This window comes from Granulicatella sp. 572.rep1_STHE, assembly GCF_001073445.1.
In the GTDB taxonomy this organism is placed as follows: domain Bacteria; phylum Bacillota; class Bacilli; order Lactobacillales; family Aerococcaceae; genus Granulicatella; species Granulicatella adiacens.
Window position 1 is genome coordinate 35,381 of record NZ_JVBO01000017.1, and the last position, 20,104, is coordinate 55,484.

General features: G+C 31.7%; 20 protein-coding genes. 14 read left to right on the forward strand and 6 right to left on the reverse strand.

Annotation, left to right across the window (positions count from 1 at the left end; genetic code table 11):
- The first annotated feature begins 4 nt into the window (after positions 1-4).
- From ADH99_RS03415 to ADH99_RS03475, 13 genes are all read left to right on the forward strand, one after another.
- On the forward strand, positions 5-2,446 hold the full coding sequence (locus ADH99_RS03415; protein WP_049555377.1) for a phage tail tip lysozyme: 2,442 nt from the start codon (positions 5-7) through the stop codon (positions 2,444-2,446).
- Positions 2,447-2,487: 41 nt separating this feature from the next.
- Complete coding sequence (locus tag ADH99_RS03420; protein ID WP_049555376.1) at positions 2,488-3,192, forward strand: hypothetical protein; 705 nt, start codon at positions 2,488-2,490, stop codon at positions 3,190-3,192.
- Positions 3,192-3,416 carry a hypothetical protein gene (locus ADH99_RS03425; protein ID WP_049555375.1) on the forward strand — a complete coding sequence of 75 codons (225 nt, stop codon included), beginning with the start codon at positions 3,192-3,194 and terminating at the stop codon, positions 3,414-3,416. Before ADH99_RS03420 ends, ADH99_RS03425 begins: the two co-directional genes overlap by 1 nt.
- Before the next feature lie 12 nt (positions 3,417-3,428).
- The gene (locus tag ADH99_RS03430) at positions 3,429-4,511 is read left to right on the forward strand and encodes a hypothetical protein (RefSeq protein ID WP_049555374.1); all 1,083 of its coding nucleotides are present in this window, start codon (positions 3,429-3,431) and stop codon (positions 4,509-4,511) included.
- Positions 4,512-4,513: 2 nt separating this feature from the next.
- Positions 4,514-5,323 carry a hypothetical protein gene (locus ADH99_RS10580; RefSeq protein WP_053091359.1) on the forward strand — a complete coding sequence of 270 codons (810 nt, stop codon included), beginning with the start codon at positions 4,514-4,516 and terminating at the stop codon, positions 5,321-5,323.
- A gap of 59 nt (positions 5,324-5,382) precedes the next feature.
- Positions 5,383-5,886 (forward strand): DUF3801 domain-containing protein, encoded by a 504-nt coding sequence (locus tag ADH99_RS03440; protein WP_049555373.1) that lies wholly within the window; start codon positions 5,383-5,385, stop codon positions 5,884-5,886.
- A gap of 8 nt (positions 5,887-5,894) precedes the next feature.
- Complete coding sequence (locus tag ADH99_RS03445) at positions 5,895-7,691, forward strand: VirD4-like conjugal transfer protein, CD1115 family (RefSeq protein ID WP_049555372.1); 1,797 nt, start codon at positions 5,895-5,897, stop codon at positions 7,689-7,691.
- A gap of 132 nt (positions 7,692-7,823) precedes the next feature.
- Positions 7,824-9,314, forward strand: coding sequence for a toprim domain-containing protein (locus ADH99_RS03450; protein WP_049555371.1), 1,491 nt, complete (start codon positions 7,824-7,826; stop codon positions 9,312-9,314).
- Between the two features lie 11 nt (positions 9,315-9,325).
- Positions 9,326-10,462: a hypothetical protein gene (locus ADH99_RS03455; RefSeq protein ID WP_049555370.1), complete on the forward strand. Its 1,137-nt coding sequence runs from the start codon at positions 9,326-9,328 to the stop codon at positions 10,460-10,462.
- Positions 10,463-10,598: 136 nt separating this feature from the next.
- Positions 10,599-12,962: an ArdC-like ssDNA-binding domain-containing protein gene (locus ADH99_RS03460; RefSeq protein WP_049555369.1), complete on the forward strand. Its 2,364-nt coding sequence runs from the start codon at positions 10,599-10,601 to the stop codon at positions 12,960-12,962.
- 95 nt (positions 12,963-13,057) lie between these two features.
- Entirely contained in the window at positions 13,058-13,351 is a 294-nt protein-coding gene (locus ADH99_RS03465) for a hypothetical protein (RefSeq protein ID WP_049555368.1), read from the forward strand.
- A gap of 287 nt (positions 13,352-13,638) precedes the next feature.
- Complete coding sequence (locus ADH99_RS03470; protein WP_049555367.1) at positions 13,639-14,016, forward strand: plasmid mobilization protein; 378 nt, start codon at positions 13,639-13,641, stop codon at positions 14,014-14,016.
- Positions 13,994-15,703 (forward strand): relaxase/mobilization nuclease domain-containing protein, encoded by a 1,710-nt coding sequence (locus ADH99_RS03475; protein WP_049555366.1) that lies wholly within the window; start codon positions 13,994-13,996, stop codon positions 15,701-15,703. The genes ADH99_RS03470 and ADH99_RS03475 overlap by 23 nt, the downstream gene beginning before the upstream one ends.
- Positions 15,704-15,776: 73 nt before the next feature.
- On the opposite strand, the gene ADH99_RS03480 is transcribed toward ADH99_RS03475, so the two are convergent.
- The 6 genes from ADH99_RS03480 to ADH99_RS10265 all read right to left on the reverse strand — a co-directional run bounded on the left by ADH99_RS03480 (position 15,777) and on the right by ADH99_RS10265 (position 17,994).
- Positions 15,777-16,076, reverse strand: coding sequence for a hypothetical protein (locus ADH99_RS03480; RefSeq protein WP_049555365.1), 300 nt, complete (start codon positions 16,074-16,076; stop codon positions 15,777-15,779).
- A 76-nt stretch (positions 16,077-16,152) separates the two neighbouring features.
- A complete protein-coding gene (locus ADH99_RS03485) occupies positions 16,153-16,575 on the reverse strand; it encodes a hypothetical protein (protein WP_049555364.1) in 423 nt (140 codons plus the stop codon).
- Between the two features lie 77 nt (positions 16,576-16,652).
- The gene (locus ADH99_RS03490) at positions 16,653-16,985 is read right to left on the reverse strand and encodes a hypothetical protein (protein ID WP_049555363.1); all 333 of its coding nucleotides are present in this window, start codon (positions 16,983-16,985) and stop codon (positions 16,653-16,655) included.
- 387 nt (positions 16,986-17,372) lie between these two features.
- Positions 17,373-17,555: a hypothetical protein gene (locus tag ADH99_RS03495; protein WP_049555362.1), complete on the reverse strand. Its 183-nt coding sequence runs from the start codon at positions 17,553-17,555 to the stop codon at positions 17,373-17,375.
- An 18-nt stretch (positions 17,556-17,573) separates the two neighbouring features.
- Positions 17,574-17,804, reverse strand: a complete 231-nt coding sequence (locus ADH99_RS03500) for a hypothetical protein (protein ID WP_049555361.1) — start codon at positions 17,802-17,804, stop codon at positions 17,574-17,576.
- Between the two features lie 16 nt (positions 17,805-17,820).
- Positions 17,821-17,994 carry a DpnD/PcfM family protein gene (locus ADH99_RS10265; protein ID WP_160313163.1) on the reverse strand — a complete coding sequence of 58 codons (174 nt, stop codon included), beginning with the start codon at positions 17,992-17,994 and terminating at the stop codon, positions 17,821-17,823.
- Positions 17,995-18,341: 347 nt separating this feature from the next.
- On the opposite strand from ADH99_RS10265, the gene ADH99_RS03505 reads away from it, so the two are divergent.
- Complete coding sequence (locus ADH99_RS03505; RefSeq protein ID WP_049555360.1) at positions 18,342-19,646, forward strand: ISLre2 family transposase; 1,305 nt, start codon at positions 18,342-18,344, stop codon at positions 19,644-19,646.
- Positions 19,647-20,104: the final 458 nt, after the last annotated feature.

The window sequence follows — 20,104 nt, forward strand, 5'->3', positions numbered from 1 at the left end:
TTCGATGGGAAGAAGAAAAGACAAGAAAGAACTTGAAGAACATAAAACCGCCTATAAAGAAGCTAAAGCAGAATACAAAGGTATAATAAAGACCTCAGATAAAGACGTTCAAAAAGAGCTAAAAGAAAGCTTAAAAGTGAAAAAAAAGGCTTACCATAAGAGAAAAAAGAACTTTGAAAAGAAGCATATAACTCTTAAGAAATCTGCAAAATTTGCTTTAAAATCAAAAGTAAAAAATAATGCCAAAAAGCAAATATCTAAAGATGATAATTTATCTGAACTAAATCAATTGAAACAACGTGCAACACAACGAAGTCAGATTTACAGAAGTTTAAAAGGTGCAGGGAAAAATACCATTAAAATTGGAACAAAAACGAGCAAAAGTATCTATAAGCTGTCTAATAAAACCTATAACCTTGTCCGTGGAAGAGGATTTAATCAGTTACCAACAAGATACCATGCTCAATATCGAAAATTGCAACGAGCAAAGATTCGATTAAAACAAAATAAATTGATGAAGGGTCTTAGTGGAAGTAGAAGAATTGCTGGGAAGGGAATTAGTTTATTAAATAATCCATTTAAGGCAAAAAATATTGGGATTATTCTATCTATTATATTCCCTTTTATAATTATTATGAGTTTCTTTGTTCCATCAATGATAAAACCATCGATAGTACAAAATGATAGGAATCTAACTGAAGCTTATCTTGAATTAACAAAATTAGATGCAAAAAATACAAACAGTGTAGATACGTTTTATACCAATTGGCATGACCCTCTATTCTATTTGAATTTTAGATATGATAATTTCAATCCAAAAGATGAAGTCATTAAAGACTATTATCGTAAAGAGGAAGAGCCGAAATCATTTGAAAAAATCAGTACAAGTCTATGGGAAACACTTAATGGCAAAGACGCTCATGAAGTTAAACCTCTAGATGAGTTTATTAGGGAATCAAATAGCCCTTGGTTTTTAGAATCTAAAGACTTTAATGCTTTTGATAAAGCACGTAAAGAAATAGGTTTTAATTCTTTATCTAAGCGACTTGGCAAACTTTATTCTACAGATAGTTACTTAATTACGAGGCGAATGGGGTATGAACATAAACGAGATTCTGTTGAATTAAATGAAGAAACAGAAATTAAAGTTGATGTTGGAACAAATCTGTTAGCACCTCTTTCAGGGACTTTGGAAGATGTAGGAATTAATAGAATCGTGATTAATCAAGATAATCGTGCAAGATTAACTATTTATGGAATTGATACAAGCCGATTAAATAAAGGAGATACTCTAAATAAAGAAGACTATATTGGAAATGCCATTTCTGAACGTATTAAGCTTGTCTATGAATTTAACGATGGTCAGTGGTATAAAGTTAATCCAGCTTTTTACTTAAGCAAAGTGGCGTATGCTCAAACAACGATTTTAGCAAGCTCGAACTTTTCACCTGAAGCTAATAAATTGAAACGTGCTAAGCAAATTTATGACTACTTCATTAAAAAAGGTTATTCAGTTGAAGGGATAGCTGCAATGCTTGGAAATTTCGATATTGAATCTCAAATTAATCCAAAGACAGCAGAAGGAGAATTTGGTAGTGCGGTTTCTACAAGCTGGGACAAAGATGAATGGTTGAGCAAGACAGGACCTGAAATCTATGAAGGTCGTTTCCCTAATATTCTAAGACGTGGTTTAGGATTAGGACAGTGGACAGATACAGCTGATGGAAGTACAAGACATACCATGTTACGAGAATATGCGAAAAGTAAAGGTAAAAAATGGTATGATATGGATCTTCAGTTAGAATTTATGACTACAGGAGATACTCCTAGTTCCATTCGTATATTAGAATCAGTATTGAACAAGAAAGTTGGAGATACTGTAGCTGAATTAACAGTTGCTTTCCTAAAAAACTGGGAAGGAAATCCTGGAGACAAGGTAGAAAAAAGGATACAATCCGCTCAAAATTGGTTTAATTATTTCACGAGACAAAGTACAGTTCCATTAAATGCGAATAGCACAGAAATATATGAAAAATATAAAAATAAAATGCTGAAGCCTTATACAAATAAAGAAGTACTACCTGGACAAGGATGGGAAGGAAATGCATATTATGAAGGGAATTGTACGTGGTACGTATACAATCGTATGAAACAATTAGGAAAGAATATTCATCCAACCATGGGAAATGCGAATGCGTGGAGTTCTACCTACTATTACACTTCAGGAGCTACATTAGTGGATGTCCCTCAAGCTGGAGATATTGTTATTTTTAATACAGGAGTATACGGTTCACATCCAGCCTATGGACATGTTGCCGTTTGCGAAGCAGTTCTGGAAGATGGAAGCTTTATTATTTCAGAAATGAATGTAGCAGGAGAGTATTCAATGAGTTACCGTATCTTGAAACCAGCATATGGAGTTTATTTTATGCATGTAAATCAATAACCTTTCGCCTTCAGGGCGAAAAGTAAGAAAGGAAGAAGACTGTGTACGATGATAATAAAGTAAAGCTTGTACGAAAAGCAATTACTGCAATAATCGGATTTATCTGTTTGATTGTTGGGATTGCATGCGGTATGTGGATTGGTGGTTCTAATTCGCCACGACAACAAGCAACTTCTACAGTAGAAGAAGTAAGCAAGTCTGCTGAATCTAAGACGCTAACTGCTGATAAAGTAAAAGAATTTCTTTTAGCCTATTATACGAAAAAAGATGTTGGCGAAAATCAAGAAAGATATAAAGAGTTTATGACAGAACAACTCTATGCCCAGCAAGTAAAATTAGATGAATCACCAGTAACACAAGCATATAAAGGATATGTACTAAATCAAGTTTATGATAAAGCAACTGTTTATATTGACGAAGAAAATTTAAGTGCATTAGTAGAAGTAACATATACCAATGTACAAACAACTAAACGTAACAATGCAGAAGCTGGCGTTAAAATGTCGGAAAAAGCAACAATTAAACTATCTTATGCTAAAGATAAGGGGGAGTATCTAGTTAATCGAATTGAGCCTATTCTATTAAAGAAAACAACTAACAACGAAAAAACCACACCGTCAACAACACCTGAAGTTAATACTGAAACAACCGAGCAAACGACAAAGAAAGAAACAACACAACAACCAACTACTGCAACACCAGAAACAACAGAAGTTGGGACAGTCAAAGTAAGGGGGACGTTATAGTGAAACAAAAACTAACACAATTTGAACGATACAAACAAAAGAAAGATAAGCTAGAAGAAGATATTTTGAAGGGCGAAAAATTGATTAAAGAAACAACAGAATCAGTCGCCCAAAAGAAAAAAGAAGTTGAGAATCTAGAATTATTAATGGCAAGAGAAATCTTGATTGAAAACAAAATGAGTGTAACAGACCTTGCAGAATTGTTAAATAGCGAAAATAGATAGAGAGGTGGTTAGATGGCTTTATTTAAGACAAAACAAACCTTCCATTTTGAGTTTGAAGAGATTGATAATGTAAATACAACACTAATTGAATCGTTTGAAGAACTCTGCGACTGGGTAGAACTTGAAAATAAACGTTTATCTAACGCTGGTGGAACAGGAAGTGTCTTAGTCCTAAAAAAAGGCGATAGAGATGAAAAGGTTTATTCAGAAGTCCATATTCATTTTCCGTTTGAAAAAGATACAGAAGAAGTATTACTACCACTAGTATCTTCAAAAGGAGAGAAAAGAAAACCAGTAAAAGAAACCAAAGACATAAAAGCAACGGTAGTTGAAGAAAAATCCCCTAAAAAGGGTTCAAAGAAACCTTTGAAAGAGAAATCTATAAAAGTAAAAAAAGAACGCCAACCGTTTAATTTGAATAGATTAAAAGTTCCCTTGTTCGTTCTTTGTGCTAGTGGAGCGATCGCTTCAGGGGCAATTTTCCTTCCAGGTATCTTAAAACCAAAATATGAAACTTTGATACAAAAACAAGAATATGTGAAAGCTGTTGAAGAGTATCCTGAAAATAAAGAGAAGATTGAATCAATGCTTTTCGATAAAGGGCAGGAAGGTATTACTGACCTAGAAAAATATGTACAACAAACAGATTCTATTCAGGCGAAATTTGATTTAGCTTATTTAAAACAAAATTTTGAGAAGGTCGTGGATTTGAAAAATGAAGCTACTACACCAATACGAAAAACGGCTTTAGCGGTAAGTTTCGTAAAATTAGGAATGATTGATGAAGCCTATGAATTGAATCAGGAATTAGGAAGTAATCGTCTAAAACAATTAATTGTAGAAGCTTATGAAGTAAAAGCTATAGAAGCGTTAAAGGCATTGGATTTAAAGACTGCTGAAAGGATTCAAGATAAAATCCATCAATTGACCTTACAAACGAAAATTGAACATGTAACATCAGCTTTAAATGAGGAAAACAATCTAAAAAATAAACTCAGAGACAGCTCTCTATCTGACGAGCAAAAGGAAGCTTCTAATAAACAATTAAAACAAATTCAAGAAAAAATTGAAAAAATTAAAAAAGGAGTGTTTTAACTATGGAACAACAAAACAAAAAGAAAAATATTAAAGTTATTGGTGGTAGTGCTTTATTATTACTATCGCTAGGAGCATGTTCTATCTTTACGTTATCTCAACAAAGTAATCAAAATACACAAGTAGCTGTAGAAGAAACAACGACAACCTCAGTTGTAGTACAAGTAGAAAATAAACCTACTAAAGAAACACCACATACAGTATTGAAAGAAGAAGTAGTTGATAAGTTAGTAGAGTTAAGCTCACAACCTGTAGCTGAAGAAACTGTTAATACTATTATTGCAGTTGCAGAAGCTAAATTAACTCAGCCTGAAGAACTGGATAAAGTTGTTACATTAATTGAAAAACCAACTACAGAATTAGATAAAGTAGTTGGTTTAGTAGAACAAGATGATAAGAAACAAGATACCGTTGCGGTTCTTCCAACTCCAACAAAACCAACGGAAGAAAAGCCAACTGTTCCATCAAATGAAAATACGAAACCAACACAACCAACAGAAGATACAACAACAGAAAAGCCTGTTGACCCAGTTGTACCTGTAAATCCAACTGAACCAACAGCTCCAGTAACACCAACACAACCAATTGACCCAGTTGTACCTGTAAATCCAACTGAACCAGCAAGTCCAGCTACACCAGCACAACCGTCTGAAGAATTATCTGAAGATGAAAAACGTCTGGATATTAAAGAAAAAGAAGTAAACGGACAAACTGTTAAATATGCTACTGCTGAACCTGCTGTAGAAGAAGTTCCTGAATTAGATTTATCTAAACTAGACGCAAACAAAACTACTAATGAATTAAATCAATAAAAGAAAGGTTAGATTATTCTAACCTTTTCTTTTTGCTTTTTGATTGGAAGGGGGAAAATATGGATCAGAAGGAGATTGTACAAAAAGCAACCACCGATTCAGTCATGACTGTAAATAAATTATTAGTGTTTCTTTCAAGGTTATCAGGGGAAGGATTAGTAGAATGGTTTCAAAAAATGACTCCACTTGAAGGGGAAGTCGATGTATATAAATTTTTGAGCAGAAATCCATATGCAAAAGCAATACCGTTAGATGAAAAAGTTGACCTAGAGCATTTCAAGGAAGTGTTCAAAGAATACAACATTACATTTGCGTTCAAACAAGTCGAAAATGGAACAGAATTATATGTGCGTTCTCAGGATAGAAAAGTAACCGAATTAGCTTGTCAGAGAATCTTTAAAGATATTCTAACGAAGAAAATCGATATTAAAAAATATGTATTAAAAAGAAACAGTCAAACTTTCAAAGAAAAAGTAAATATGACCTACAGAAAACTGAATAAAACATCTCTATCTAACAAAAAGATAGAAATTGGAAATAGTATAAAAGGGAAAGGAAGGTAGATAGATGAATGGAAGTTAAACGTCCGTATGCAAAAAAAATTAAACCATACCTAATAGCTGGTTTGATATTGGGATTTGTAGTTTTTAACTTTATAAACTTTATCATTAGCTATCAAAAGCAAGTAGGTATGAATATAAGTTTACTTTTATTGGAAGAAGACACATACCTTAACTATTTAAAAACGTTTTATATGTATCTATTAAAATTCCATCCTTTTTCATTTTTAGGTGGGCTATTGACTTTTCTAGCTTGCTTAATGGGATATACCTACAATAACGATAAAGGTATCTATCGATTGAACGAAGAACATGGGTCAGCTCGATATGCGACTGAAAAAGAAATGGCAAAATTCGCAGATACTGATGACGATAAGAACATGATTATCTCACGAAATGTAAAAATGGGATTGTGGAATAATCGATTACCTCATAAGGTTCAAAAAAACAAACATGTTCTTGTTATTGGGGATTCAGGTTCATCTAAAACATTAGGTTTTGTTAAACCGAATATTATGCAAATGAATGGTTCATTCTTATGTACAGATCCTAAAGGGTTAATTGTACATGAAACAGGGAAAATGTTAGAGGAGAACGGATATAAAATTAAAGTGTTTGACTTAAACACCCTTATGAACAGTGACCAATTTAATGTATTTGAATATATTAAAAAAGAAATAGACGTTGATAGAGTTCTGGAACAGATTACTGAAGGGACTAAAAAATCTGATAAACAAGAGCAAGATTTTTGGATTCAAGCTGAAGCAGTATTTATTCGTTCGATGTTAGCTTTTCTATGGTTCGACAGTCATTTGAACGGATACAAAGCTGATATAACAATGATTGCGGATATGATACGATTATCAAAAGCACCGAACAAGAAATCGAAACCACCTATCGATGCCTGGTTTGAAGAACTTGAAGAAAAGAAACCAGGAAATTATGCGACAAAGCAGTGGCGATTATTTGAGCAAAGTTTTAACGGAGAAACTAGAGCAAGTGTTACCGCTATAGCTGCTGCAAGATATTCTGTATTTGACCATCAGGAAGTTAAAAATTTAGTTAGTAGAGATACAATGGATATCGAAAGTTGGATTGATGAAAAAACTGCCGTATTTATTTCGATTCCAGAAACAAATAGTGCGTATAACTTTCTTGCGTCCATCTTTATCTCTACAGTTATGGAAACTTTGAGATTTAAGATTGATAGTGTTCTGACTGGAGCAACAAAGTTAAAAGAAGGACAGGAACTACTATTTTTCCAATTCTTTATTGATGAATTTGCGAATATCGGACGTATTCCAAACATTGATAAAGCACTAGCAACGTATCGAAGTCGTAATATGGGAATCTGTATTATATTACAAGCGTTGGCTCAATTAAAAGCTATGTATAAGGATGATTGGGCGTCTATAGTAAATAACTGTGCAACCCTTCTATTTCTTGGTGGAGATGAAAAAGAAACAACAGAGTATCTATCAAAACGGATTGGTAAACAAACGATTAATATTAGAAATCGAACAAAATCAAAAGGACGTAATGGGGGTAGTGAAAGTCATAATAAAATGGCAAGGGATTTGTTAACACCTGATGAGATCGGAAGGTTAGAGGGAGATGAGTGTTTAGTATTTATCACTAAAGAACACGTGTTTAGAGATAAAAAGCTTTTAGCGTTTCAACATAAACGAGCTGATGAAATAGCGGATGACTATGAACACGATAATTGGTATGTATACAAACGATATAAAGATGAAATTGAAGAAATAGAAGACAACGTTATTTTTGAAGACATTGGATTCATAGCTTAAGACTAGGATTAAATACCTAGTCTTTTTTTAATCCCTTTTTGCCTTCAGGGCGAAAAGTAAGAAAGGGGCATAATGACTATGGAAATTATATTTAAAGGGAGTTCATACCCTGAATTAAATAGGATATTAGAAATGGGAAAAGGTTATCCATACAAAGAGATTGCAAAAAAACTCTATTCTTTTCAAGAAGAAATGAAAAGAACAGGGATATGTGATTTAGTTCTATTCGATAAGAATACTAATATCAATCATCAATTCTATTTTAATCTTCAGGATAGAGTAAGCATTTATGAAGCTATCGATAGAAGCTTACAGATTCCTGAAGGAGAAGAATATAAATTTATTAATGAACTTACTGTATTAGAAAAGATGGTGCATTTAGAAGAAGAACTAAAAATAGAGAAAGAAGAAGAACTTCAAGAGAGTCTGCTTGCTGGAGTTTCCTTTGAAGGGGTGGAAGAGAAAAGCACCTCACAAAAGCCTTTAGATAAAAAGAAGAAGTCCGCAATGAATCACTTTGAACGACAAGCAATGCTTGCGGAAATGAAGAAGAAAGATATTTTAAGCGTAGCTGAATCTTTGGGAATGGATTTAATCAAGATTGGCAGAAGTTATAAATGGAAAGACCATGATAGTTTTGCATTCGATACTCGAAAAAATACCTTTTATTGGAACTCTAGAGGTTTTGGTGGGGATTGCGTTAAATTGGTTCAATTAATCAAAGAGTGTAGCTTTATGGAAGCACTTAAGTTTCTAAAAGAAGGCGAAATTAAAGAACATAAAGAGGTTTATACACAGCGAAAATTCCATTACTACTTAAAAGACCATGACAATATTGACCTGGTAAAACAATACCTAGTGAAAGAACGAAAATTAGAACCTGCTACTGTAGAGTTTTTCTATAAAAATGGAATCATTGCACAAGCTGACTATAAGAATCCTAATACAAACCAGTATGAACCTGTATTAGTGTTTAAAAACCGTGATAAAGATGGAAAAGTTAAAGGTGTAGCAATACAAGGAATCACGAAAGATGAAGGAAACGTAGATAGACCATATTTAAAACGAACGCTAGGCGATGGATATTATGGGACAAAAGTGAATATTGGAAATCCCCCAACTGTACCAGGAGCGAGAAGTAGTGAAAATCCATTGAAGATTATTGCGTTTGAAGCTCCTATCGATTTAATGAGTTATTACGAGATATTCAAAGAAAAGATGGGCGATTGTATCTTACTTGCGATGAATGGCTTAAGAAAAGAAAGTATTTCTACAGCATTCTCAGAAATAGCTTTTCCTGGAGCAACCAATGAAACAATGAGAATCGGAGCATTGGATCACGTACAAAAAAATATAAAAGCAACTAATAATTTTAAATTTATACTTGCAGTCGATAATGATAAAGCTGGGAATGAATTTATCGAAAACTTTGATTTTGATAAATTTCCTGTAGTGAAACATTTGCCTGAATTAAGACCAGGGGAAATGAAATCTGATTGGAATCAAGTTCTTCAAAATGCAAAACAGCCCATACAAAATAAATTTTATGAACGTGTTGCTGAAGCAACAAACCAATACAAGGCTGAAGAATCAAGAGAACTTTATCAAGAAAAGAGATTGTAGGAGGAATAACAATGGAAGAACAATGGATACGAGAGTTGAAAAATGAGATTGAAACAGAAACAGCTATTAATGTTGGTTTTACTACTAATGTTATTGCGGAAATCATTAAAATAGAACCACTCTACTTGATGGACGTGATAGCAGATATGGGAGAACATTTAACCTTCCGTGCTAAAGAAAATGATTGGGGCATGTTTCAAAATATGCTTGTGACAGAAGCGGTTAGACATATGGACTTTGAAGACTTTACTAAAATTGCAAAGTATTTTTTCGGTTATCGAATGACAGAAGAGGAGATACTAGCTGAGCCAATTGAAATAACAAGGGAAAACTTCTTAGAATTTCAAAAGAATAGTAAAGAGCTGCATGAATTAAAATATTCCGTTCCTGATTTGAAAGAACGAGTTCATAAACGTACTCATTTTGAAAAGAAAAACGATAATGAAGTTGTTGCCTATGACCCTGTTAACAATTATCTTGCGGTAATCGAACCAGGAGGATGGGGTGACCCTCATCTTGAATTAGCCGATTATCTTATAAGCGATTATGGGCGTTCAGAGAGCAACGAAGAAGTGCTTATCAAATATCTAATGAACTATAACCCCAACCTCTTTAAAAACGCTGTAGAGGGCAAATATGACGAATCTGAGATGACCTATCAAGATTACTGGTTAGAGAAAATTGATAATAATAAAAAACAAACTATTACTGAAATCAATAACCTTTTAGAACCGTTAGGAAAGGAAGTCTATTCATACACAGGAAGAGGATATTTTCAAGGCGATGTATGGGAACTGTATTACTTAAAAGACGCTGAAGATAAAAATGAAAATATTGATTATTTCCTGGAACATACTGTTACAGCATATTACAGAGGTAGTCTATCGGAAGTCTCTATTTATGACGAAAACGATGAGTTTCTAGAGTTGTTCCTATATGACCGTGAACTAACCTGGAACGAAAGCCCTGAAAAATACGTGAATGAAAATGTAGAGTTTAGCGATAGTTATTTCGTAAATATGGATACAGCATATTTTTTAGAATCTATCGATATGGAAGTAACAAAAGAAGACATTGATGAGATTTGGAAAATGACAATGGAAGAAAGAGAAGCATATCTTTCTGAAGGAAAAGAAAAGCATATATAAAAACAAAAAATCCTTGATACATCAAGGAAACGTAAAAAAGTATACAAAAAAAGAAAGTTGCCTCACCTAATGGAACAATCAAGGCTTGTTCTGCCTGTACAACTTTCTAAATACATTATAAAGGAGAATTCCAAAAATGACAACATATAAACTAGTCACTATTGACCAAAGATTTACAGCTGAAACAATTGCTAGAACTGGTAGTGAACAATTACTAGAGAAAGCAATGAGAAGTTTTGTAGGCTTATATAACGAAGAAGAAAGTTGGTATATTCCTTTAAGAGCAAATTTAGGAAAAAAGAAAAAAGATACAGCTATTTTTAAAACGCCTTTTCCAACAACTAATCCTCACTTTAAAAATCCAGGACTTGATTTTGAAAAAGCTGTTTATGTTCCTGATCATTATGTTATGGAAATTAAAAATACATTACCTGAAGAACAATCTAAATTAATTTTTGAAAATCAAGAAGTTATTAGAAACAAGTTTGAGGACTATGTATTATCAGTTGATAGTATGGAAAAAGACAATAATAATTATTTATTTTCTACAGTCCCATTATTTCCTGAAGGAATTGAAAAAATTAAACAAATTCAGCAAGTTAGAGAAGAGATGAAATCATTTACTCTAAACAATACGGATAAAAAAGAAAATACTGAGTTAACTCAAGCAAATTCTACTGATGAATATCTAATTGCGGAGAAGTCTAAAACAGAAGAAAAAGGGAATAGTGAAGAACCTTCTTTAAAAGAATATAAATATATAACCGCTCGTATAGTAGAACTTGAACGAAAAACAGAATACGAAGAAGGCGATTTAGAAGAACTTGTTGCTTTAAGAAGTCGTGCTCAAAGTATTTTAACAGTAGAACAAAAAGAACATATTATAGAATTTTTAAAAACACAATCTGCTGGAGAACATATTAAAATCATTACTTCTGATGATGGTATGACTGATGAAATCTACTTTGGAGATACATTTATAGAAAAAAAAGTAAATCTTTTTGAAGAAAAAGCTTTCCATACATGGTCTAATTTTCTAATATCTAACTTTGAAACCACACCTTGCAGTATTAACTATATTGATTTAGAAAATGCTGGATATAACCCAAATACAGATATTAACTACTATAAAAACCATAAAGAAAACATAGATAATCAGGAAACCTATAAAAAGATTCTTGCAGTTGATAATGAGAAAGGAGTAGCTCTTCAGTATTCAATTCAAAAATATCAACTCCCTCAGTATAAGCTGATTGATAAAACAGGACAAACTATTGAAGATGAAACGATGCACATGGAATTAGATAGCACCAAAAACTATTTCTTTAATAGAAACTATTTTAACCCACTTGATGAGTATGAATTAGATTTAATTAACAATAAATATGAAGAATATACTTTAACAGATAATGAACAAGAAATTGAAAAATTTCAAATTCCTTTATCAGAAACTAAAAAATCTGAATCTGTTATCCATCCAAACCAACAAATAAATATAATGACTTTAGAAACAGCTATTACCAATAAAGATTATAAATTTTTAAAAGAACATTTAGAAAAGGGGATTGAAAGCTATCTCGATAGTGACACATATAAAAAATTCCTAGCTTGTTTTAGTTCTTTTAATGATTATAGTCAAAAAAATATGCGATTATTACTCGCTCAGTTGCCAACTGCAACAATGGTCGCAAAAGCTTCAGATTGGAAAAATCTTGGACGTTTTCCAAGCAAAGGAACAAAAGCTTTACGGATCTATGGACCGAATCCTGAATATAAAAAAGATGAAGAAGGAAATTATTTAAAAGATGAAAAAGGTAAAAAAATTCCAACAGGTAATATTGCTGGATGGAAATTAGTTCCTGTATTTGACGTTAGTCAAACACATGGGAAAGAACTTCCTAAACCTATTTACGAACTAACAGAAAATTTTAAAGAACCAAAACACTTCCTTTCAATCTTTAATGCGGTAAAAAGCTGTACAACAGCTTCTATCTCATTACAAGAAATCTCTCGAGAAGGAGTGAGAGGTTTTTATAATCGAGACACAAATTCTATTGTGATTCGTAAGGGAATGAACCAATACCAAACATTAAAAACAGAAATTCACGAGGTAGCTCACTCGATTCTTCATCAAAAAGCTTCTGAGTTTATTTCCAAAGAACAAAAAGAATTTGAAGCTGAAAGTGTAGCCTATATTGTTTGTCAGAATTATGGGGTAGATACTTCAGATTATACATTTGCATATCTTTCTTCATGGACTAACAAAGGGGAAAGGATTGCGGATTTTGAAAGTTCATTAAAGACAATTACCAATACTGCAAGAGAGATTATTAAGAAAATCGACAAAGAACTTTCTCAAGAACTTACCATAAAGGAAAATAAAATTGAAGAGCGTACAAATAAATTTTCAGTCCGATTACAAAATGCACAAAGACAATTAGAGAATCCTTCAGAAAAGACAGTAACTCAATCGATGGAGAATGCAAATGTAAAAAAGTAGAAAAAAACCTCAAGTAAAAGACTTAAGTAAAAGAAGTCAAGAAGCTGTCGCAAGAGGTATAAGAAAGAAAAATGAAAGAAAAGAGGAAGAATAATATGAGTAATACTTTTGATGACAAAGCAATCCAAAGTGCAAAATTGGTTTTAACAATTGACGATGTAGATAAAAAAATTAAAAGAGGAACATTAGCTGAAGAGATAAATGACATGATTCACTACATCGAAGCTCATCAGATTGATGGTTTAGAAATTGATGAATATAAAGAAGGATTACAATTAATCCGAAAGATGAATCAAGAAGATTATCCACAATTTTTAGAAAATGTTTCTCAGGAAATCAAATTAGAACATAAATTTATGACTGACCCTTCAGTAGAAGAACCGTTTTAAAAAAACGGAGAAGATTAAAAGATAACAGAAAATTATTTTAGTACATTGACAAAATGTACTAAAGAAGTTTTCGTTTTCTTCAGCATAGGGGATTGGGGATTTCCCCAAAAATTATAAAGAGTCGTCATTCGTGAGAGTGGCGGTTCTTTATAAAATTCGTAAAAGGACAGCCTTTTACCATGCTTGCAATAAGCAAAAGGAGCTAGCGACGTTTGCTTGGAAATCTTGATTTCCATTTTTAAGAAAAGGGGGGCTAGGGGGAAAGTACGTTTCCCCCATCGGTTTAAATGAGTGAAAAACAAAATAGAGTTAGAAAGCAAAAAAGAACATTTAGATTAACTGAAGAAGAAAACGACTTGCTAAAAAGAAGAATTAATGATAGTCCCTATGATAATTTCCAAAACTATGCAAGGCATATGTTATTAGCTGGAGAGATCCATTATGTAGATTATAGTGAATTGCAACAATTAAAATGGGAAGTAAATAAGATTGGGAATAACATTAACCAGATGGCGAAGCTTGCCAATCAGTTTGAAGAAATTTCTCAAGATGATATTGATGACTTACTGGATTTAATCCATCAAGTAGAGTGGTTGGTTAGCAATAAATTGAAAGATGAAATTTCAAAAGAAAGGGAAACGAATGGTATACACGAAACATTTTAATATCCGTAGTGAAAATAATTTAAGAATCGCTAAACGATATATAGAGAATGCAGAAAAGACATTAGTCAGTTCTGTAGATTCTCATTTAGAACAGTTATTTCCATATGTGACAAACGATGACAAAACCATTTCAAAACAATTAGTCTCTGGACATCACATTGTTAATGTATATAATGCAACTGAAGAATTTTATGCAACTAAGGAAATGGCAGTCAGAAGAAGAGGAACAAAACTTGAATTTGACCCTACAACAGGAAAAATGATTTTAAATAAAAAAACAATTGAAGAAGATAGAAGAGGTGGAAAAGCAATTCTAGCCCACCACTTAATTCAATCCTTTTCGCCTGACGATAATTTAACACCTGAACAGATTCACGAAATTGGAAGAAAAGTAATGGATGAGTTTACAGGTGGAGAATATGAGTATATCATCGCTACTCATATCGATAAAAACCATATCCACAATCACATTATTATGAACTCAACTAATTTTATGACAGGTAGAGAGTATCCTTGGAAAGTTATTCAGTTGCAAAATGGAGAATATAAAAATGTATCCAAAGAAAACTTTGAAAAGATTTCGGACAAGCTTGCTTCAAAAGTTGGAGCAAAGATTATTGAGAAAGAACCTAAGTTGACCAGAAAAAAATATACGCAATGGCAAGTGGAAAATATTTATAAAAGTAAAATTAAAAAGCGTATTGATTTTCTATTAGCACATTCTAATGACTTAGAAGATTTCATCCAAAAAGCTGAAGCGTTAAATTTGAAGGTTGATTTCAAACAAAAACATTCACGCTTTAAATTATTAGATGAACCACAAACGAGATATACAAGAGGGAGGGTTTTAGATAAAGACAATCCTGAAAAATATAGCAAAGAATATATTGAAGAAAAATTAAAAGAGAATGATTTGAATTATTCGATTGCAGCAGTCCAGGATTTATATAAAGAAAATATTAAAGTAAAAATAGATAGTTATGACTATCAAATTAAAATTAGTGAATGGCAAATAAGTCATAAAACAGAAAAAGGATATTATATTGATTTAGATTTTGGAATCCATAATAGAGGGCAAGTCTTTGTACCAGCATTTAAAATCGATCCGTTCGATGAAGGTTATTATCTATATCTTAAGAAAACAGATTTCTTTTATTACACAAGTAATCATCAGGAACAACAGAATAAATATATTCCAGCTGATACGTTGAAGAAACAATTAATCATTAATAATGGAAGTAAGGCACTCTATAGAGAACCAGTAATAGAACGATTAAATGATATTGTAGATGCTATAAACTTTCTAGCAAAAAATGAAGTCTATGACAGTAATCAACTGGAAAACCTTGAGAAAAAGTTACAAGCAACATCAGAGGAAGCATACAATACATTGAAACAATTAGATAGTAAAATTGGCGATTTGATGAATGTAGCAAAAGAATTATTGATGTCTGAAGAGAATAGAGTAGAAATAGAAAATATTCAAAATCTTTTAGTTGAAAATGGATTAGGAAAAAATACAACATACGATGATTTGATAGAGAAAATTGAAAGCTATCAAGAAACAAGAGATTTACTACACGTTGAATTTGAAGCAACATTAAAAGATATTGAGAAATATAAAAAGATTAAGTATGTATCCCATCAATATGAATCTGAAGAAAATAAAAATCGTCCAAGTTTGTAAGCTTGGACGATTTACTTCAGATATAAAGAATATATCTTACTATTTGTAATGTTATCTGAATTTTCTATATTATTTATAATTCAAACTTTGAAATAGTTCCCCCTAAACTCAAAATTTGTTTGCGTATATAGATTAATACAGTACTTAAGTTATCTACTCTTTCTTGAGAAGAAAAATATTTTGCATTAAATATCGCATTTGTATAATTCTTTTCGCATATTTTGTAACGTTGTAATTCAGTAGCTTCTCCTCCAGCTAATTTGGAATAAGTGAATTGTACAAATCTCTCTTTAAAACCATTAATAGTTTCCATCTCAGGGCTTTGTGGTCTTAAAAAATTTGTGTAATGTGCTTTTGATACTATTCTTTTCATTTTTATTTCCCTCTTCCTGTTTATGATTTCTTTAACCTCAAATATATCTCTATTTATGTTAAACAGATTATTAAATTTAAAATTCAAAAACATCTTTCTTTGTTTTATAGTTTCTTAAGTAGCAATTAGCTTTATTATCAATTATATTGATGAATCTATATTTTTCAATTTCTAATGTTTCAATAAATTGTACAATCGATTCGATTTTATTTTCAATGATACTTATAAAATCTAGTTTTGAACATTTTACATTTACTAAAAGCCTTTCCGAATTGTTTAGATCATGATACATATTATTTGCAGAATGGTTTGATAATCTTAATTGAAATCGTTCATAGTAACGGTATGCAGAATCTAAATGGTACGAAATACTCCATGATGGATTATCGGCAAAATATTCCTTAATCTCGTTCATATTTTGTGCGTATTCTTTTCGTTTTGTATCTGACAATGAAAAACTACGCTTCCTATATGAATTATAACGTCCTTTATTAAACAAGTAAATCACTCCTTAACTTTATCTTGACTTTATAGTTATTTTTGTAAAGTTCTAATTTTAAAATAATCCATGTTTTGTTATTCTCGTGTAATCATTCGTAAAATATGCAAAGCGTCGCTGTACGTATTTTCCCTCAATATTAAAGAAATATCGTCTAAGCTAACAAACTGATTTGTATAAAAAGCATTGTCCGTAAATGAAAACAATAAATCAGCAGTATGTTCTTTGTATTTTTCTAAAGATAAAGCTAACTCGTAAGCTCTATCTAATGTATCTACTCTAATATAATCCACAATAAACATACATGTTCCAGGCTCAGTAACTACTAACATATATTTCTTTATTTTGTTTTCAAGTCTATGGTTTTTAATAAAGTTTGCAATCTGCGTTTTATCATAATTTAGTTTCATGTGATATTCCTTCTTTCAAATAAATTTACCTTACACTTTTCTCATGAATGAAGCTGTGAGGAAGTGTCAATGAATGAGTGTATAAATGTCTGACTGAGCGATAGCGAAGGAATTTATGCCACGAAATGAAATTGACAATGACGAACAGCGAATTACCACCGTCACTTGTGACGGATAGGATTTCTTTTCGCCTTCAAGGCGAAAAGTTGCTTAAGCCTGCCCCTGGAACGGTGGTGGAGGTTGGAGTGAGAGGGGCAGGAGAGCGATTTGATTAAAAACGGTAATTTCTATGATAGAGATTGCCACAAATTTTAACTTTTATACATACTCAACAGGATATGAAGGAAGCTAAAAAAGTTGTTAAAACAACTTTTTTAGCTTCCTTGTTTATTTTGAATAGCACTCAAACCTATCGTCAGAATGTGGATAGTATCTTAAACGATACGTATCTCCACCTGTTTCACCCGTTACTTCCACAAAATCAGGTGTATAGATTTCTTCATAAACAATTTCAAAGTCATCTAGTATAAGTTCTCTTAAAATTCGTTTTTGTTTTTCTGTTAAGTTCATACCTTACTCCTTCTTTCTTTAATATTCTTCACATTGCTTTTTAAAAAGATATGCTAGGTCTTCTAGTTTTTTAATTACTTTTCTTTCTAATACCTTCAAACCTTGATGAATAATTCCTATCAATTCTTTTTCATTTCTAATTACAGATAATGTAAGTCCATTCCACTGTAGCATTTCAATCTTTCTACCAGTAGGGATTGTTTGTAAATGTTCATAATATCTATCTGCCATTTCAATATATTCTTCCATAGTAAATACCTTCTTTCTATTTATTACCAACAACTTCAAATTCAACATCGAAAAAATCATCTGTATCTAAAACAATGTCTTCATTGCTATATTGTTTGATAATCTTATCCAATGCTTCCGCTTTATCAACGGCTTCAACCTCAATAGTACGAATGTATTCTTCTTTGATTATAACTTTGTATTTTTCCATCTTTTTTCCTTCTTTCATTAAATGTTTGTAAGAAATACCTTACACTTTTCTCATGAATGAAGCTGTGAGGAAGTGTCAATGAATGAGTGTATAAATGTCTGACTGAGCGATAGCGAAGGAATTTATGCCACGAAATGAAATTGACAATGACGAACAGCGAATTATATACCGTCACTTGTGACGGAAAACATTTCTTTTCGCCTTCAGGGCGAAAAGCTGCTTAAGCCTGTCCCTGGAACGGTGGTGGAGGTTGGAGTGAAAGGGGCAGGGAAGAAACTAAAAATAATTGTGTAAATGAAATATAGATTTATATACTCAACAAGAAGTATCGTTTTGAGGAGAGTATTATGTTTAACGAATTTGAGTTTGAAAATAAAATGCAAAAAATACTAGAAAGGGAATTTCACGATACAGTAACTCAGATCGATAACAGTTTGTATATACAATATACGGCTATGAAATGGAAATATGTTAAGACGGCAAAAAGAACGGTTATATTTCCTTTTGGAGAAGTCACAATAGAGCGAAAATGTTATAAAAAAGGGTACGACTATATTTATCCATTAGATAATTACTTGAATCTAGAAAAGTATTCTCGATATTCAAATGGTTTTCTATATATGGTTGCAATGCTATCTACAAAAATGAGTTATAGAGAGGTTGTGAATACTATAAGAATCATGAAGGGGATTTTTATTACAAAAGATACCGTGTTAAAATCTGTGAAAATGGCAACTCAATTATATAAACAAAAAGAGGACTATGATTATTATCAAGAAGAAATATTAGAAAAGAAAAGAGAAATCAAAGTGTTATATATCGAGGGCGATGGTGTTATGCTGAAGACAAAAACAAACGATAGACTTAGAACGGATATAACACATTATATAGTTCATGAAGGAAAAGAAATCGAATATGGAAATCGATATAAGTTAATTAATAAAAAAGAAATCATAGCAATTAAAAACAGTGAAGCAAAAGAAAAATTAATTCATTATATAGACCAACATTACAAATTTACAAAGGAAAGTTGTTTAATATCTAATAGTGATATGGGCGTTGGTTATTCGGCACAAGTATTTCGTGAAATTGCCAAGGTGTTTAAAATAAGACATGAACATTTTTGGGATAAGTATCACTTGTATCAAGAAATAGAACTCTTGTTATCACGTTTGGAAGAAGACAAACTCATTACATTATTAAAGGAATCGATACATCTACATAAGAAAAAACAATCAATAGTTATATTGGAAACAATTGAGTCATTAGTTGAAGATGAAAACTATCTCAATCAAATACAATTATTTAAAAGGAAACTTATAAAAAATTTCCCTTATACAAAAGAACCTCATTTAAGAGGTCTAGAAGAAAGTTGTTTAGGAATCATTGAATCGCAACATTGTAAAATAACAAATCGAATGAAAAACAGAAAAATGTATTGGTCAATGAATGGGGCAGAAACAATGGCTAAAATGATTATAGATTCAAACAGCGATGAATTATGGACTTTGTTTATGGGGGAATGGAGAAAAGAGTATAAAAAGACACAAGAAAAGTATCTTGCAGCAAGTTGTTATCTGAAAGATTTCAAACAAAATTCAACAATACAAACGGCAAAATATTTTCCAGCAACTCAATGGTTAAAAACGTAAACTAAACGCCGTAAAACATCACATAAACCTTGCATTTACGAGAGGAATATGTTAATATTTAATTGTGATAGATAGATGAAATCTATGAAAAATCACAACCTTTAAAAATCCATTCTTTCATTAAACCTATACAAAATTCTTTCTAAACTAAATCCCAGACACACACAAGTATATCTTTTCAGTTGCAAACCAAATCTGAATATGATAAATTAATATCACTGTTGAGCGAACGTTCGCTTATAAAACAGTTTCAAAAAACTTTGAAAAAGTTGAATAAAAACTGTTGACAGTAAAAATGTCCTATGATAGGATATAGAAGTTGTTGCAAAACAACGATTGACCTTTGAAAACTGAACAAAGAAGACGAACCAAATGTGTAGGGACTTCATTATTTTTAATGAAGAAACAACAATTTCTTATCTCTTAAAGAGATACAATAAGTCAGTAATTAAAATGAG